Raw genomic sequence first — 15,325 nt, 5'->3', positions numbered from 1 at the left:
CGCGCCTGCGCGTCGCGCCGGGGCGCTCCCTTTTCTCTTTATCGGAAACCGATCTGTGAGTTGGCAAAACGTATGTTTCTCGTGGCTGTTGCGCCGGACGGCCAAATCCCTGACCCGCAAGCCGACCCTGACGGCCCAGGACATGCGCGCGCGCAGCGCGAAGTGGGCGCGCGGCGAGGCGAAGCCGCCGCGCGGCTGGCGCGTGCGCCAGCTCGACGCGCAGGCCGTGCGCGGCGAGTGGATCGAGCCGGACGGCGACGCGCCGCGCGATGCGTCCGGGCGGGTCATCCTGTACCTGCACGGCGGCGGCTATTGCTTCTGTTCCCCGCTGACGCACCGGACCGTGGCCGCCGCGCTCGCGCAGGAAGCGGATGCGCGCGCGTTCTCGCTCGATTACCGACTCGCGCCGGAGCATCCGTTTCCCGCCGCCGTCGACGATACGCTGGCGGCCTATCGCGCGCTCCTGGACGACGGCGTGAGGCCGGACCGGATCGTGGTCGCGGGCGATTCGTCGGGAGGCGGGCTGGCGCTGGCGCTGCTGCTGTCGCTGCGCGACGCGGGCGAGCCGCTGCCGGCCGGCGCGGTGCTGTTCTCGCCGTGGACGGATCTGGCGGCGACGGGGGCGTCGCTCGCCGCGAACGATGCGTCCGACGTGATGCTGACGGCTGTCGCGGTGAAGAATTTTTCCCGCTACTACCTCGGCGACACCGCCGCCGATCATCCGGTCGCCTCGCCGCTCTACGGCGAGTATGCGGGCTTGCCCGACCTGTTCATTCAGGCGAGCGATTCCGAGGTGCTGCTGGACGACGCCGCGCGCGTGGCCAGGAAGGCGAGCGAAGCCGGCGTCGGAGTGGACTTCAAGGTGTGGCGGCGGCTGCCGCATGCGTGGGCCACGTTGACGCCCATGCTGCCCGAGGCGAGGGCGGCGATCCGGGAAGCCGGCGGATTCATCCGCAAGGTGGCGGCATGAGCTACGAATGGACGCCGGCGCGCGGCAGCACGTGGGTGGATGCCCCGCCGGCCGGCCCGCATGCGACGCTGCGGCTGTTCTGCTTTCCCTACGCGGGCGGGAGCGCGACGGTGTTTCGGGGCTGGGCGGAACGCTTCCCGGCCACGGTCGATGTGCGGCCGATGCATCCGCCGGGGCGCGGGCGGCGCTTTCACGATGCGCTGCTGTACCGCGTGGATCAGCTGGCCGACGAGGCGACGGCCGCGATCGCGCCGCTGCTCGACCGGCCTTATGCGCTGTTCGGGCACAGCATGGGCGCGAGCGTGGCGTTCGAGGTGGCCCAGTGCCTGAGGGAACGACACCTGCCGCAGCCGGCGTGCCTGATCGTGGCCGGGCGGGGCGCGCCGCATCTGGACGACCCCGATCCGCCGATTCACGGCCTGCCCGATCATCGCTTCCTGGAAGAGGTCATGCGGATGAACGGCACGCCGGACGACGTGATGACGCAACCCGACATCGTCAAGATCATTCTGCCGGTCCTGCGCGCGGATTTCGAGGCCATCGAGATGTACCGGCCCGCGCCGAGGCCGCCGCTCGCTTGCCGGATCGTCGCGCTGGGCGGGCGGGACGAAGCGGGGAGCGTCGCGGCGGCGGCGTCGTGGCGCGACTACGGCACGGGCGGGTTTCGCGAGGAAATCGTGCCCGGCGACCATTTCTTCCTGCGCGGGCGGGCCGACCGGGTGTTCGAGATCCTGAACGAGGAACTGGAACGGATCGGCGCGCCGGGGCGGAACCTTCCGCGCCGCTTCGACGCGCGCTGAGCGGACGCGCGGCCGGACGCATCGATCGGGTTCCTCGACGCGCCCGCCGATCCGAATGCCCGCCCCGAGAGGCCGGGGGCTCGACGCGATCGCCCGGATCGACATCGATCCGCCGCGTCGATTCGATCACGCAACCCTGCTGCGCGCCGGGACGGATCGTACCCGGACAGCATCGTCCGACGGTTCGCGAGGGCGGTCGGGTCGCCCGGGTTTTCCGCGGGATGCGCCCGGGCGTCCTCGGCTTGCGGGGCCGGGCGCTTCCGGCGGCGTCGAATGCGCGGCCGATGCCGCTCAGGCCGCTCGCTCATTCCGGAAAGCGCCGCGTGCATTCCTTCCCGCCGTCGTTTGGCCAGCCCGCGCACGGCGCGGGCGTCCGCTGCCCCATTTGCCCGCCGAACGCACGCATGGCGTCCTGCCGTGTCGTCGAGCCGCCGCGCGCCGCGCGAATCCGGAATCGATTGCGCCGTGCGGGATTGCACAAAATCGAAAGCACGCCGCGCGGAACGTGTTTAGCATGGGTGGACGCCTGTATTTGCGCGGTCTTTCCCAGATGAATCGGAGAACGGAATGATGAATATCGGCGCATTCGTCGCATGCGCGCGTTCGGGGCACCGCGTCGTCATCGGCAACGGCGAGCAGGGCCCGGTCGCCGCGGCGGCGCGACTCGGCGTCAAGGAGCGCGTGTTCGCATTCCTCGCCCACGTGCCCTTGTTGAAGCAGTGCGACGCCGTCCGACGCTACGTCGAGCAGGTGCGCGTGGAGAATCGCCGCACGCTCGAGGTGTTCGTGCTGGCGTTGTCGAAGCGCTACGGCGCGCAGGCCGCGCAGGCGGCGTTCGAACACGGCGCGCGCCGCGACGGCGCGGCGCTGGAGCGGCGTCTGGTGAGCAGCATGGTGTCGATCGCCGAACACTTTCACGGCAGCGGCGCGGCCAAGCCGTTGGCGCGCCACATCGTCTTCCGGTCGTGGGAGTCCCGTGGCTTCTCGCATCCCGGGCACGCGTCGATCACGATCAAGAACCAGGCGGCCGCCGATGTCGCGCGGCATGTGTACGAGCACGTCAGCTGGTGGCCGAGCCGCCCCGTGAGCGATCGGCCCTTCAGTCAGGTCGCGTCGCTGACCCTGGGCAACTATCGGTCGGACAAGCAGTCGGAGCTGTCGCCCAAGACGAAGCAGAAGCTCCAGGACGGGGCCGCGGCGCGCGAGAAGATCCGCGCGGACGGCTATCGCTACGCGAGCGCGGAGGAAATCGCGGATGCGCGTTTCTTTCCCAAGGCGGCCCAGAAGGCGGACGCGTCGCGGGAATGGGGGCTCAGCGCGCGCAAGGTGTATTTCCCCGCGATCGGCCGCAATCCGGACAAGGCGGGGTCGGCCGGCGAGGCGCGGTTCGTGCTGTTCGGCCTGGACGAGAGCGCGATCCTGCGCGATGCGCGCGCGGTGAAGCAGGGCTCGGCGGACGGCGCGTTGTCGTATCGGATGGCGAGCACGCAGGAGAACTGCGCGGCGGTCGCATTGCGCGTGCTGCGCGCGGGCGGCGCCGAACGGTTCGTGCCGTTTGCCGCCGCCTGGATCTCCGAGGACCCGAATCGCGCCCACGCCTACGCGCAAGCCGTCCAGACCCGGATCGACGCGTTGAACCGGCAGCGCGCCGATATCGCGCGCCATTGCGCGGCGCTGTGCGACAGGCCGTCGGTCCGCGACGCCTGGCAGGCGTTCTCCGCCGCCGGGCCGGACCCGGCGCGCGCCGCGCGCCTCGACGACTGCGCCCGGCAGGTCGAGCGGCTCGGCGCGTATTTCACGCAGCTGTCCGACCCGCGCCTCGATCGCGCGGACGCGGATCTCGCGAACGCGATGCGGCGCTGCGCGCCGGCCGCCGGCGACGACGTCGCCGCGCTGACGCGCAAGGCCGGCGTCCTCGTCGAGACCCTCGCGCGCCGTCTCGACGCGCCGCCGAAGGACGACCGGGCGGCGCTGAGGCAGCGGAGCGCGCAGGCGATGATCGAACAGATCGAGGCATTCATGTCGATCGCGATCGCCGCGTGAGGCCGCCGGGCCGAACCGTCACGACCCTCACAACCGATCGGGAACCCCACGCCATGAACCTGCCTTCCGAATGCCTGGCCGCCCTGGCCGGGCGAGTTCGCCTGCCGCTCGAATTCGACGCCCACGGACAATGTTTCCTGCTGCTCGACGGGACGCTGATGATCTCCCTGCGCCGCGTCGAGAAGGCGGTGATCCTGTACGGGATGCTCGGCGAGTGTCCGGAATACGCATCCGCCGCATTCTGCAAGCGGGTGCTGGCGGCCACGCTCGACGTGTCGGAGGCGGGCGGCGGCATCGGATACGACGAGGAGACGGGCGCGCTCATGTTGATCGAGCGCGTCCCGATGGCGCGGCTTGGCGCGGACGCGAACGCCTTCGTCGATGCGTTCGACGCCTTCGCGACCCGCCTGGAACACCTGCTCGTCGCGTTCGGGGACGCCGGCGCGAGCGAGACGCAATGGCGAGCGCAGGCGACGGACGAACGGCTTCGCGCTGAAATCATTCCGTGACATACGCGGGCTACCTTCCCGTTCACGCGCCGGATCGACGATGCGCGCGCGGAACCGTTCGTCCGGCGTCGGACGAGGGAACAGGTGAGCAATCAAGAATCGAGTATGGACGCGAATAGACCGTGTGAAAAAGTGCTGGTGGTGGACAACTATCCGATCGTGCGCAACGGCGTCGAGGTCGTGCTGCGGGAGCGGTACGCGGGCATCGACGTGCGCGGCGTGTCCGACATGGACGCGGCGCGCGACCGCTGCCGGCTCGACCGGCCGGATCTGGTGCTGCTGGACCTGATGCTGTGGGGCGGCGATCCGTTGCCGGAAATGGGCGCGATCCGACGCGCGCAGCCGGGCATCCGGTTCGTCGTGTTCACGGCGCTTCGCTCGGAGGCGCGCGCGGCCGACGCGCTCCGCGACGGCGCGTCGGGCTATCTGACCAAGTGGTGCGGCACCGACGACATGGTGCGGGCGATCGCGCGCGTGATGGGCGGTCACACCTACATCGATCCGCTGCTCGACGAGGCGAAGGTGACGTCGGCAGTAGGCGGCCGCGCGCCGCGCGCGTCCGACGACGAGCTGACGCGTCGCGAAAAGGAGGTGTTGAAGCTGATCGCCGACGGGATGCGCAACCGCGAGATCGCGTCGCTGCTGAACATCAGCCCGAAAACCGTCGATTGTCATCGGCAGCGGCTCATGCAGAAGCTCGATGCGCACAACATCGCGAACGTCATCCATTGGGCGTATCGAAACGGCTATGCGGATGCCGGTGCGTTCCGGCCGTGACGGGCGCGGTCGCCGGGCGATTCGCGCGCGTCCCGCGCCCGCGTGCGCGGCGATGCGTCGCGTTTTCCATGTCTCTTCCCCTCTCATTGTCGTCGGCCGTCGGGAACGCTGCGCGCCCGGGCACCCCGGGCGGCCGCCCGGCCTCCTCCTCGACGTCCTCGACGTTGCCGGCGGCCGGGCGGTAGACGAGATTGACCGGCTCCCTCGGCGCGACCCGGCCGTGGGTTGTCGCGCGGTGTGCGTCTTTTCGGCCTCGTGCGTGCCTGGGCGACGCCGGTATCGAGGGAAGCGCGAAGCCGCCGTCAGCCGCGGGTCTCGCTCCGGGTCACCGCTTCCGCCTCGGCGGCGCATGACATGAACAGACGCGCATGCGATGACGATCGAATGCGGCCCGACGCGAAGACGGCTGCGTATTCGCGCACGTGAGACGACCCATGCAGGAAAACGCCAACGATAGGGATCAGGCGCGGCGATTTCGCGCCGCGTTCGCCGCGCCCGAGCCTCACGCCGCCGCCTTCGTGCGCGGCGATATGCTGAATGCCGTCGTGCTGTTGCTGCTGTTGTTCTACGCGAATCATCTGTTGTCGCGGCCCGGCGCGTGCACCTCGCTCAATCACACCCTGTCCGCGGTGGTATGGCCCGCGCCGGTGCTCGGCATCGCGCTGCTGCTGCATTGCGAGCGACCGTCGACGCAATGGCTCGGCGCATCGGCGCTGTTCGCCACGCTGCTCCTCGCCGGGTCGCTCGACTGGGTGCCGTGGCACGTCGACGCATTGTTCGCCGCCGTCAATGTGATCGAGGCCGTGGCGGGCGCATGGCTGGCCCGGCGCTACGTGACGATCGGCGGCGGCGCCACGCTGCGCGGCTTCGCGCTGTTCGTGCTGCTGCTGCCGGTGGGCGTGGCGGCACTGCATGCGACGCTCGCCGCGGCGATCCTGTCGGTGTGGATGAACGGCCGCGCGTGGTCGAGCGAATGGTCGCGCGCCTATGCGGCGAACGCGCTCGCGTTGCTCGCGCTGCTGCCGGCGTTGTTGACCTGGAACGCGCGCGCGTGTCGCGCGGCGTGGTCGCGGCATCGCAGCGGCTTGCCCATGCTCGCGGTATTCGGCGCGCTGTGCTGTGCGTCGATATGGCGCGACCAGGCGGAGATCGCGCGTGCGCTGCTTGCGCTGTCGCTGTGCTGGGTCGCGCTGGAAGGCGGCCTGTTGCTGGTGTCCCAGTGCAATGCGGCCGCCGCGATCGGCCTGATCGCGCTCACGCTGAGCGGGCGCGGCCCCTATGCGTTCCACCACGACGGCCACGGCGTCTGGGCGTTGCAGGTCGACCTGATCGGCGTCGCGATCCTGTCGATGTGCATCGCGATCGTCACGAGCGAGCGACGCCGGCTTGCGCAACAGATCGATCGTTCGCGCCGCTTCGAGTCGCTGGGGTTCTTCGCGGGGGGCATCGTCCACGATTTCAACAACGTGCTGACGACGATCGACGGCTATACGGAATATGCGGCCGAGCAGCTCGCGCGCGGCGAGCGTGCCGATGCGTCGCTCGATGAAGTGCACCGCGCGGTCGGGCTCGGACGCGATCTGGCGATGCAGGTGCTGCTCGCGGCGCGGCGCGGGGAGCCGGTGCTGACGCGGGTCGACGTCGACGAGATCGTCGACGAGGTGCTGCGCGGCGCGCACGCCGGCGCACGGCGCGGCATCGCCGTCGTCCGGTGCGGCGACGTCGGGCGCGTGCTCGTCGCCGACCGCAGCCAGGTGGCGCGCGCGCTCGTCAACCTGGTCGGCAATGCGATGCGCGCGGCGCGCACGACAGTGCGCGTGCGGGTCGGCGGCGGCGTGTCCGCCGCCGACGCGTTCGATGCCGTGATCGGGGAACCGTGGCCGCCCGGCGCGGCGTGGATCGAAGTGTGCGACGACGGCGAGGGGATCGAGGCCGACCCGCTCGACCGGATCTTCGAGCCGTTCTATACGCAGCGCCCGGGTGCGGCGGGCACCGGGCTCGGCCTCGCGATCGTTGCGGGGGCGGCGATCGCGCATCGCGGGCAGATCGCGGTCGCGACGCGGCGCGGCAAAGGAAGCCGTTTCAGGCTCACCTTGCCGGCGGCGGGCGGCGCGGGCGCGTTGGATTGGCACCGCGGCGCAGGGCGGCCGGGATGAGGAAACGATGGATACGATGAAAATGGCGGCCGTGCTCGTCGTCGAGGATGAGGCGCCGATGCGGCGCCTGCTTTGCCACTACCTCGCGGGTCACGGGATGACCGTGGACGGCGTCGGGACCGCGGCCGACGCGGTCGCTTCGGTGGCGCGGCGCGACTACGACATGGTGCTGCTCGATCTCGGCCTGCCCGACGGCGACGGCATCGACATCCTGCTGGGCTGGCGCGATTCGTATCGCTTTCCGCTCATCTGCCTGACGGGCCGCAACGAGGAAGCGGATCGCATCATGGGCCTCGAGTTCGGCGCGGACGATTATCTGGCGAAGCCCTATTCGCTGCGCGAGGTGCTGGCCCGCATGCGCGCGCTGTGGCGGCGGACCGGGCCGTCCGCGACGCCGGTGCGCAGCAGGCGTCCGCGCGCGTACCAGTTCGACGGCTGGACCCTGGACCTGGAGACGCGGCGTCTGTCGTCGCGCGACGCGCGGGAGGTGCCGCTGACCGTCAGCGAGTTCAACCTGCTCGCATGTTTCCTCGGTTCGCCGTCGCGCATCGTCACGCGCACCCAGTTGCTCGAATGCACGCGTGCGTGCGACGACGTGTTCGATCGGGCCATCGATATGCAGATCTGGCGCCTGCGCCGGAAGATCGAGCGCAATCCGAAGCAGCCGGCGCTGATCCGCACCGAACGCGGCATCGGCTATTACTTCGGCGCGCAGAAGGTGGAGACGTTATGGGCGTGACGGCGTGTCCGCGCGCGGGGCGATGCGGCGCGCGCTGCGCCTGATACGTCTGACGCGTCTGACGCGTCTGACGCGCTGACCGGCGCGGAGGGGGATCTGCGGAGACGGCCGGCTCTCGCCCGCCGCGACGACGTGGAGCCATCGATGCGCGAGTGCGCTGGAGCGGCGACGCGTCACGTGAGCAGGGTCGGGGCGTCGACGCGCGGCGGAGCCTCGATCGTGTCGAAGAGGCCCCAGCCGTGCTGGATATGGCCGTCGTTGCATGGCCCTTCCATCGAACGGAGCGTGTCGTTGAACTCGTCCATGTAGATGGGCCGCTGCGCCGTGGCCGACGCATCGCTGGCGACGTCGGGCGGACCGCCGCGCGCCGCGTCGGGGGCGGCGCGTTCGCAGCCGCCCAGGCCGACGGCCGACGCGACGAGCGCGGCGAGCATCCAGGGAAGGGGGCGGGATGGCGTCATGGGGTATGCCTTCTTGACAGGGTTCGAGGGGGGCCGTGCGCGGGCGGCGATCACCATTGCCAGCTCATTCCGATGCCGACCGTGTTGCCGCCGGCGCTCAGCGCGACGCCGGCCTTGATCTTGAGGTTCTCGCCGATGCGCGCGGTGCCGCCGAGCGCAACGGCGCGATGGCCCTTGTAGACCGCGCCGCCCACGCCGATCGACAGGGTCTTGTCGCGATCGACGTCGGGCAGCATCGCCAGCGCGGCCGCGCCGGCGACGCCGGAATAGGCGTTGCGCGCCGTCTCGGTGATGCTGTGTTGCAGGTCGCCGAGGCGTTGCTCGGTATAGGTGCGCGCGTTCGACATGGCCGCGCCGAGCTGCGCGACATTCACGGCGTCGGTGCCGTGCGTGCCCGCGGCGATGTGCGCAATCTGGCGTTCGTCGCCGGGCCGACCGACGGAGACCGTGTTGTCGCGGTCCGCGACCGCGCCCGCGCCGAGCGCGACGGCGCGCTGCCCGGAGGCGTGCGCGTCCGCGCCCAGGGCGAGCGAGCGCGCGCCATCCGCGCGTGCATGCCGCCCGCCCGCGAAGGCGTCCTGTGCCCCGGCGCTTGCATGCGCGCCGACGGCGATCGCGTGCTCGCCTGTCGCCGAGGGCGGCCCGGAGGTCGAGTGGATCGCAACGAACGACGTGGCGTCGCGCGCCGGTGCGGCGGGTTGGGAGGCAGCCGACGGCGCGGGCGACGGGGCGGTGCGCGGGCTTCGCCGCCACGATGGCACCCGCGGCGGATCGCGCAGGACGAAGGCGGGGCGTCCCGCCGCGGGGGCGACGGGCGGCGAGGCGGCCGGAGTGGTCGTGGCGGAGGCCGGCAGTGGCGAGGGCGGATCGGGCCATGCGGGTGAAGGCGGCAGTTCGGCTCCGCTTGGCGCGGGAGGCGGCGCGGGGCTGTGCGGTGACGCGTCCGGCGTGTTGGCCGCGGATGCGTGCAAGGGCGACGGGGAATCGGGCCAAGGGGATGCAGACGGCAGTCCGGAACCGCGCGACGCGGGAGGCGGCATGGCGTTGTGCGGTGACGCGTCCGGCGTGTTGGTCGCGGATGCGTGCAAGGGCGACGGGGGATCGGGCCAAGGGGATGCAGGCGGCAGTCCGGAACCGCGCGACGCGGGAGGCGGCATGGCGTTGTGCGGTGACGCGTCCGGCGTGTTGGCCGCGGATGCGTGCAAGGGTGACGGGGGATCGGGCCAAGGAGATGCAGGCGGCAGTCCGGAACCGCTCGACGCGGGAGGCGGCATGGGACTGTGGATCGACGCGGCGGGCGTGTTGGCTACGGACGCATGCAGGGACGAAGGCGGATCGGGCCAAGCAGGCGGAGGCGGCACGGGGCTGTGGATCGACGCGACGGGCGTGTTGACCACGGTTGCATGCACGGACGGCGGGCGTCCGGACCCGCCCGGCAGGGGCGGCGGCACGGGGGCGCGATGCGAAGCGGCCGGCATCGTGACCACGGACGCGTGTGCGGGCGACGGGGAATCGGGCGGGAACGTCGCGGGGACCGGGGACGGCCGCCCCGATCCGGTCGGCGGCTGCGTGAAGGCGTGCGGCGACGCGGGGTGAGGAGAGGCAGGCCCGTGGGGCGTGTGTCTCGACGGCGGCGGCGAGGACGCGGGGTCCTCGCTGTCGAACCATCCCGGATCGATCGGCGACCCGGGGGTCGAGGGCGTCGAGGGCATTGAGGGTTCGAGGAACTCACGGCGCGACTCGAGCGCGTTCCGCAGCACGCTGGCCAGATCATGGGATGCGGGCGGCACGCGGGTTGCCGGCCTGGATCCGGGCTGCGCGCTGTTCACCGGTCGCAAGGCGACGCCGCCCCGGATGGCCGCGAGCAGATCCGCGCGCGGATCGCCGGGCCCGGGGACGACGGCGCACGCGTCGGCCGCGAAGCCGAGCGCCAGCGGCGCGATGGACGAACAGACGAGGCGCGCGAGCCGTCGCGATCGAGGGGGTGAAACGGCGCGCCTCGTGCCTGCTTCGTGACGGGAGAAAGAACAGCAGCGATATCTCATGGCGATGGGATGAAGCGAAAGGGGCGGGGCGAGGGACGGTTCCGGCACTCAGCAGGCGATGCCGGGAATCGCGCGCAGCACGTGCTTGACCTGCTCGACGCTGATGAGCCGCGCGCATTCGAACTGGCGCAGGGTTCCCGCGTGGCGCGGGCACGACGACGGGTCGGCTTCGTCGAACGCCGCGCCGGGATCGTTCCAGCAGCTGTTGCAGGCGTGTCCGTTCATGACCCGGTGGGCCGTGCCGAACTCGCTGACCGGGTGGGTGACGCCGCCGATCAGCACGGTCGGCGTGCCGACCGCCCACGCGAGCCAGGGCAGGTCGCCCGGCACGCCGATGAAGCATTCGGCATGGCGCAGCCAGCGCGCACGTTCGACCCACGGCAGGTCGGGTGGCAAGCCGTGCGCGTAGCGCGCGAGCACGCTGCTTTCGTCCACGAGGGCGGGCGACGGGGAATCGATGCAGACGACGTCGTAGCCGGCGTCCGTCAGGCACCGCAGCAACGCGTGCCAGCCTCCCGGCCGTTCCCAGCGCGCGGCGCGCCACGCGCTTTGCGCGGCGACGCAGACATAGCGGCGCGCGAGCGGTCGGCTGTCGTGCGCGAGCGCGATGCGCGGCGGCGTTTCACGCGGCTCGACGCCGAGCATGTACGCGGCGCTGCGATGCATGCCGACGAGCTGCGGCGGGCTCGGCTGATAGGCGTGCGCCTGCGCGCCGCCGAAGCGCCCGAGCCGATAGGTCGCGTAGTACTGCTCGGGCCTGACGTCATCGGGCGTCACGAATGCGATGTCGGGATAGCCGGGCTTCAACAGCGCAAGCAAGGGTTCCGGCATCGAGCAGGTGAGCCGGCAGTGGTGCCGACGCTGGAACTGCACCGCATAGCTGAACCAGCCGAGGGCTTCGCCGGGGCGGTCCGCCTGAAACTGCATCAGCACCGGCTTGTCGCGCGCGTCGAACCGGTGTTCGAACACGCGCCGCGCCCCCGCGTCGATTTCGATCGAGAACGGCACGAAATGCTTTTTCGTGCTCGTGACCTGGCCCGCGCCGATGCGCGTGTCGAACAGCATCGTGTCGGTCTGCCCATCGCGAAGGCGCACGGTCCATTCCCCGTCCGGCAACGCGATGCGGCAACCGTCGTTGAAATCGAAGCGCATCCCGTCGAAGCCCGTCCAGGTCGGGAGGTCGGGCGGGGCCACGAAGCGTCGGGTGTCCGCCGGTTCGGGAACGGGGGCGGCTGCGGGCGGCGGGGCACAGGTGCGCGGATCGTGTACGGGCGGAGCATAGGGGCCGATGGGCAACATCGGGCCGGATACCGTGATCTTCGGCGCGCGGGGCGCACCGTGCCCGTCGGCATAGGAGAGAGATCCGTACATGGTCATGATCGTGTCAGGAAAGAAACGTCGCGACGAGGCGGGACGTGCGACCGGCGCGGCGTGTAGCAGCGGGCGGTCGTTCGGTGCGGGCGCATGCGGTGAGCGTTCATGGCGGTGTTCGGTACGATTCGGATGACTGACGGATGGCGTGACACAGCGGCGCGGATCGGTGCAGGCCGCGTTCGTGCATCGGATCGATGAAGCATGGGCCGCGATTATTTCAGGCGGACGCCGCGTCCGCGTCGGGTAAATCACCGATATCCGGTGCGCGGCGTCGGTCGCGTGGCGCGGACGTGCGCGACAAGCGCAGCACGGCGGCGTGCGCCGCATCGTCGGAAGCGGGAAAGCGGGTTGTCGAGGCGTGGCGGCATTCGCGAGGGAATCCGCCTGGGGGGACGAGCCTTCGCCTGATCGATCAGCGTGATATTCGGCGGCCCGGCTTCCTTGCCGCGCTGGTGGAGGATCGGCCCGGCCGCCGAATCTCCCGGTGCCGCCCGGATTCGCGGCAGGCGCCGGTGTTCCGGCGCCGCGTCGGGCAAGACATCACGGAACGGCCCAACCGGGCCGTCGACGGCTTCGGCGTGGTCGCGCCGATAGGGCGGCAATACAGATGCCTCCGCCGATACGGGCGGCCTCCTTTCCGTGAAACGAGGTCAATCCCCAGACAAGGCCGGCAAGCTATCGAGAAATTCAGTGATGCGATATAGATCGGCCGACGTTGAAATATACCTGTAGCGTTTATTCGCATAAACGGGAGGCGCGCCGTCACATGGAGCCAGCAGGCGGGGGAAGCAGGGCGTTGAGTCGATGAGTGTCTTCAGCGCGATGCAGGCGGCGTTATCCATCACAACGATCAGATCGTCGATGCGTGATCTGACTGCTGCGTAGCGTTTTTGCCTGATCAGGCTGGCAAGCGTATCCGTGCTCGACGCGCCAGTTGCCTCGTCATCCGCGAACTCCGTGCTGTCGTGCGAGTGGAAAGGCCGCGCGCGTTCCAGCGCCTGTGCGAACTGTTCCGGTATATTTCATCTCGATCCCGTCGGGCCGGGTTCCCCGTCCCTGGTGATGCTCACGCTTGTCGTTGGCGTGGATTTTGATGCATCGCCGTTCGAGACAAGGCGCTTCATTCAATGCGTTAGCTGGAGATCGGGCGGATTTTACGAATGCCGGCCAATCCTCGCGCTTGCGATGTGGCGGTGCGATCGAGGACGGATCGGCAACCGCGAAATACGCGATTCAACCCGCTTGCCCCCTCGCGCCGGATCGGAAATCCCGGGGCGAACCGCCTACGATTCGTTTGAAAGCGTGGCTGAATGCGTTGTCGGAATCGTAGCCCGGCGATTGCGCGACCACGGACACGGACGCATCCGAACGGCGCAACATCCGTATCGCGAGCTGCATGCGCCAGCGCAGCACGTATTCCAGCGGGCCGAAACTCATCTGTTGCTTGAAGCGGGCCGCAAGCGTCGAGCGCGAGAGATGGCAGCATGCCGCGAGATCGGCGACGGTCCAGCGCCGCGCGGGTTCGTCGTGGATCGCCGCGAGCGCCGTCGCGATGCGCGGGTCGGTGAACGCCGCGAGCCAGGTGGCCTCGCTGTGCGCGTGAGCGTCCGCGTGGAGCCGCAGGATTTGCACCAGCATCATGTGCACGAGATGACGAACCATCAGGGGAGCGCCGATCGAGGTCGCGCCGAATTCCTGCGCGAGCCGCTGCAGCGCCCAGCGCAGCACCGTTGCCGGTTCCGAACGGCCGTTCACGATCACGACCGGGGGCTTGTCTGCGGCGTGCCGGCCGCCTTTGGGGGAAAGCGACGCATGCCGCCAGGGCGGGCAAGGCTGGGTCGAGCGCCTCGGTGGCCAACGGCGGCCGCGCCGCCCTGGCCGATGAGATGAATCGCGTGGCGGATACAGCGACATTTCAAATATATATTCTCACTCAAAAACCGTAAAAATATTGAAAGAAAAATACGGAAAATTGAGCGTGATATTAAATTACATAGTCAACTACTTAGCACGCGTTGCGGTGCGGAGAATGAAATTCTTACCCTTTTTATTAGCGTGTCCTATGCTGATTCGACAAGAGCGAAGCGATCCCGCAATACGTGATTTCATTGCCTGAAAATGATCATTATGCAATGAAAAAGCCATTAAAAATAGATTGGAGACGGTATTCGACGAAGCGCAATCCCATGCATAGGGCGACGAGCGAATGAACGCAACGGCGTAGGCCGGCATGCGCGGGGCGGCTGTGTGTCCGAGCATGCCGGACCTGGCGTCGCGCACCGGCCCCGCGCGACGATCGCGCGCGCCCGGAATACTGGAAAGAGCGGCGCGCCGTCGTACCGGACGCCGATTGCCGCATCGGCGGCGTCATGATGCAACGGGGAACACCATGAGCATTTCAGCGCGCGACGAACAGAATCAGCCGGTCGATCTGTGGTTTGCCTACAAGGTGCCGAAGCTCGTGGGCAGCGCGGACAGCGCGGGCGCCACCGGCTACGAGTACGCGTATTACGACCGTACGGTCGGCGCGCTCGCGAAATCGCCGAACCTGATGAACGACAAGCAGGGCGCGCTGTTCTACACGCTCGACGCGGTGTTCGGCAATCCGGCCGGCACGTTCGGCTGGGTGCTCTACAACGACGAGATGCCGTCCAGCGCGGATCGCAGCAACAACGACACGCTCGGCCACACGAAGGGCATCATCGCCTTCGACACCGCATCGGATTCCGCCTTCTGGCTGCTCCATTCGTGGCCGAAGTACGCGAGCCCGTCCGAACCCGGCGTGCCGACGCCGATCTACGGCCAGACCTTCATGTGCCTGAGCCTCGATCTCGCGACGGCGGGCAAGCTGGCGGCGCAGATGGCGCTGAACCAGCAGCCGCAGGTGTACCTGCCGCGCACCGCGAACCTGCCGGCCGATCATCCGCTGTACGTGCTCACGCAGCCGCTCAGCGTATCGACGCCCGGCGATTCGAGCGTGGTGCCGCTCAGTACGCGCGGCGGCGTGCCGTTCACGGTGATCGCGAAGAACCGCAATTGGGGCAAGGATTTCTGGAACGCTCTCGTCGGCCCCACGTTGGACGCCACCATGAACGTCGAAACCTGGATCCGCGGCAAGATCCCGCCGATCCTCGACAGCGACGGCGTGCACAAGACCTTCGACATCAAGTACATCGATCTGCGCAAGCTCGGCGCGCCGTGGGCCTGGCCGGAAACCCAGGATCATGCGAAGTGGGGCATCACCACGACCGGCAACTGGGTGTGTGTCGGCGACATCAACCGGATGGTGTCGCAGGAGAAGCGCGGCGGCGGCACGATCGCGCTCCAGGACCCGGTGCTGTGGACGGCGCTGTCGCAGACGGACCTGATCATTCCGCCGCCGGGCAGAACCCGCGCGCAGGCGCTCGCGATGATCCAGGCGACGCACGCCGCGCCGGCGGCCTAGCAGCGC

At 69.6% G+C, this 15,325-nt stretch carries 13 protein-coding genes and 1 pseudogene; 9 read left to right on the top strand and 5 right to left on the bottom strand.

The genetic code is table 11. From position 1 onward, the window contains the following. Window positions 1–55: 55 nt before the first annotated feature. From AC1RQF_RS13990 to AC1RQF_RS13970, 5 genes and pseudogenes are all read left to right on the top strand, one after another. On the top strand, window positions 56–970 hold the full coding sequence (locus tag AC1RQF_RS13990) for an alpha/beta hydrolase (RefSeq protein ID WP_273995387.1): 915 nt from the start codon (window positions 56–58) through the stop codon (window positions 968–970). Further along, window positions 967–1,770: a thioesterase II family protein gene (locus tag AC1RQF_RS13985; protein WP_273995388.1), complete on the top strand. Its 804-nt coding sequence runs from the start codon at window positions 967–969 to the stop codon at window positions 1,768–1,770. The genes AC1RQF_RS13990 and AC1RQF_RS13985 overlap by 4 nt, the downstream gene beginning before the upstream one ends. Before the next feature lie 567 nt (window positions 1,771–2,337). Then, window positions 2,338–3,813, top strand: coding sequence for a type III secretion system effector BopA family protein (locus AC1RQF_RS13980; protein WP_492872271.1), 1,476 nt, complete (start codon window positions 2,338–2,340; stop codon window positions 3,811–3,813). A gap of 53 nt (window positions 3,814–3,866) precedes the next feature. Next, window positions 3,867–4,322 carry a chaperone SicP gene (sicP, locus tag AC1RQF_RS13975; protein ID WP_273995391.1) on the top strand — a complete coding sequence of 152 codons (456 nt, stop codon included), beginning with the start codon at window positions 3,867–3,869 and terminating at the stop codon, window positions 4,320–4,322. A 132-nt stretch (window positions 4,323–4,454) separates the two neighbouring features. After that, window positions 4,455–5,098: pseudogene (locus tag AC1RQF_RS13970) on the top strand (LuxR C-terminal-related transcriptional regulator); the annotation flags it as partial. 303 nt (window positions 5,099–5,401) lie between these two features. Here AC1RQF_RS13970 and AC1RQF_RS13965 read toward each other — a convergent pair. Next, on the bottom strand, window positions 5,402–5,677 hold the full coding sequence (locus AC1RQF_RS13965; protein ID WP_273995392.1) for a hypothetical protein: 276 nt from the start codon (window positions 5,675–5,677) through the stop codon (window positions 5,402–5,404). On the opposite strand from AC1RQF_RS13965, the gene AC1RQF_RS13960 reads away from it, so the two are divergent. Then, window positions 5,651–7,255, top strand: a complete 1,605-nt coding sequence (locus AC1RQF_RS13960; protein ID WP_492872286.1) for an ATP-binding protein — start codon at window positions 5,651–5,653, stop codon at window positions 7,253–7,255. The two genes, AC1RQF_RS13965 and AC1RQF_RS13960, sit on opposite strands and share 27 nt — an antisense overlap. Before the next feature lie 7 nt (window positions 7,256–7,262). Beyond that, window positions 7,263–7,994: a response regulator transcription factor gene (locus tag AC1RQF_RS13955; RefSeq protein ID WP_273995393.1), complete on the top strand. Its 732-nt coding sequence runs from the start codon at window positions 7,263–7,265 to the stop codon at window positions 7,992–7,994. A gap of 173 nt (window positions 7,995–8,167) precedes the next feature. Here the strand turns inward: AC1RQF_RS13955 and AC1RQF_RS13950 are convergent, their stop codons facing one another. Together AC1RQF_RS13950 and AC1RQF_RS13945 are read right to left on the bottom strand one after the other, a co-directional pair. Then, the gene (locus tag AC1RQF_RS13950; RefSeq protein WP_273995394.1) at window positions 8,168–8,455 is read right to left on the bottom strand and encodes a hypothetical protein; all 288 of its coding nucleotides are present in this window, start codon (window positions 8,453–8,455) and stop codon (window positions 8,168–8,170) included. Between the two features lie 50 nt (window positions 8,456–8,505). Beyond that, window positions 8,506–9,216: a YadA family autotransporter adhesin gene (locus tag AC1RQF_RS13945; protein ID WP_273995396.1), complete on the bottom strand. Its 711-nt coding sequence runs from the start codon at window positions 9,214–9,216 to the stop codon at window positions 8,506–8,508. A gap of 511 nt (window positions 9,217–9,727) precedes the next feature. Here AC1RQF_RS13945 and AC1RQF_RS13940 point away from each other — a divergent pair. Beyond that, a complete protein-coding gene (locus AC1RQF_RS13940) occupies window positions 9,728–10,051 on the top strand; it encodes a hypothetical protein (protein WP_492872270.1) in 324 nt (107 codons plus the stop codon). Between the two features lie 497 nt (window positions 10,052–10,548). Here AC1RQF_RS13940 and AC1RQF_RS13935 read toward each other — a convergent pair whose 3' ends face one another. Both AC1RQF_RS13935 and AC1RQF_RS13930 read right to left on the bottom strand, forming a co-directional pair. Continuing rightward, the gene (locus tag AC1RQF_RS13935) at window positions 10,549–11,871 is read right to left on the bottom strand and encodes an autotransporter strand-loop-strand O-heptosyltransferase (protein ID WP_492872269.1); all 1,323 of its coding nucleotides are present in this window, start codon (window positions 11,869–11,871) and stop codon (window positions 10,549–10,551) included. Between the two features lie 1,236 nt (window positions 11,872–13,107). After that, entirely contained in the window at window positions 13,108–13,788 is a 681-nt protein-coding gene (locus AC1RQF_RS13930; RefSeq protein ID WP_492872268.1) for a helix-turn-helix transcriptional regulator, read from the bottom strand. Between the two features lie 475 nt (window positions 13,789–14,263). Here AC1RQF_RS13930 and AC1RQF_RS13925 point away from each other — a divergent pair, with 475 nt between their 5' ends. Beyond that, entirely contained in the window at window positions 14,264–15,319 is a 1,056-nt protein-coding gene (locus AC1RQF_RS13925) for a deoxyribonuclease II family protein (RefSeq protein WP_273995403.1), read from the top strand. The last annotated feature ends 6 nt before the right edge of the window (window positions 15,320–15,325 follow it).

This window comes from Burkholderia sp. GW821-FHT14F03 (assembly GCF_058803765.1).
This window is presented reverse-complemented; position numbering and strand designations above follow the sequence as displayed.

What these genes read in the sequence shown, in the direction of transcription:
- AC1RQF_RS13985 (WP_273995388.1), top strand. Translation starts at nt 967, where the DNA reads ATGAGCTACGAATGGACGCCGGCGCGCGGCAGCACGTGGGTGGATGCC.
- AC1RQF_RS13980 (WP_492872271.1), top strand. Translation starts at nt 2,338, where the DNA reads ATGATGAATATCGGCGCATTCGTCGCATGCGCGCGTTCGGGGCACCGC.
- sicP (WP_273995391.1), top strand. Translation starts at nt 3,867, where the DNA reads ATGAACCTGCCTTCCGAATGCCTGGCCGCCCTGGCCGGGCGAGTTCGC.
- AC1RQF_RS13965 (WP_273995392.1), bottom strand. Translation starts at nt 5,677, where the DNA reads ATGATTCGCGTAGAACAACAGCAGCAACAGCACGACGGCATTCAGCAT.
- AC1RQF_RS13955 (WP_273995393.1), top strand. Translation starts at nt 7,263, where the DNA reads ATGGATACGATGAAAATGGCGGCCGTGCTCGTCGTCGAGGATGAGGCG.
- AC1RQF_RS13950 (WP_273995394.1), bottom strand. Translation starts at nt 8,455, where the DNA reads ATGACGCCATCCCGCCCCCTTCCCTGGATGCTCGCCGCGCTCGTCGCG.
- AC1RQF_RS13940 (WP_492872270.1), top strand. Translation starts at nt 9,728, where the DNA reads ATGGGACTGTGGATCGACGCGGCGGGCGTGTTGGCTACGGACGCATGC.
- AC1RQF_RS13935 (WP_492872269.1), bottom strand. Translation starts at nt 11,871, where the DNA reads ATGTACGGATCTCTCTCCTATGCCGACGGGCACGGTGCGCCCCGCGCG.
- AC1RQF_RS13930 (WP_492872268.1), bottom strand. Translation starts at nt 13,788, where the DNA reads ATGTCGCTGTATCCGCCACGCGATTCATCTCATCGGCCAGGGCGGCGC.
- AC1RQF_RS13925 (WP_273995403.1), top strand. Translation starts at nt 14,264, where the DNA reads ATGAGCATTTCAGCGCGCGACGAACAGAATCAGCCGGTCGATCTGTGG.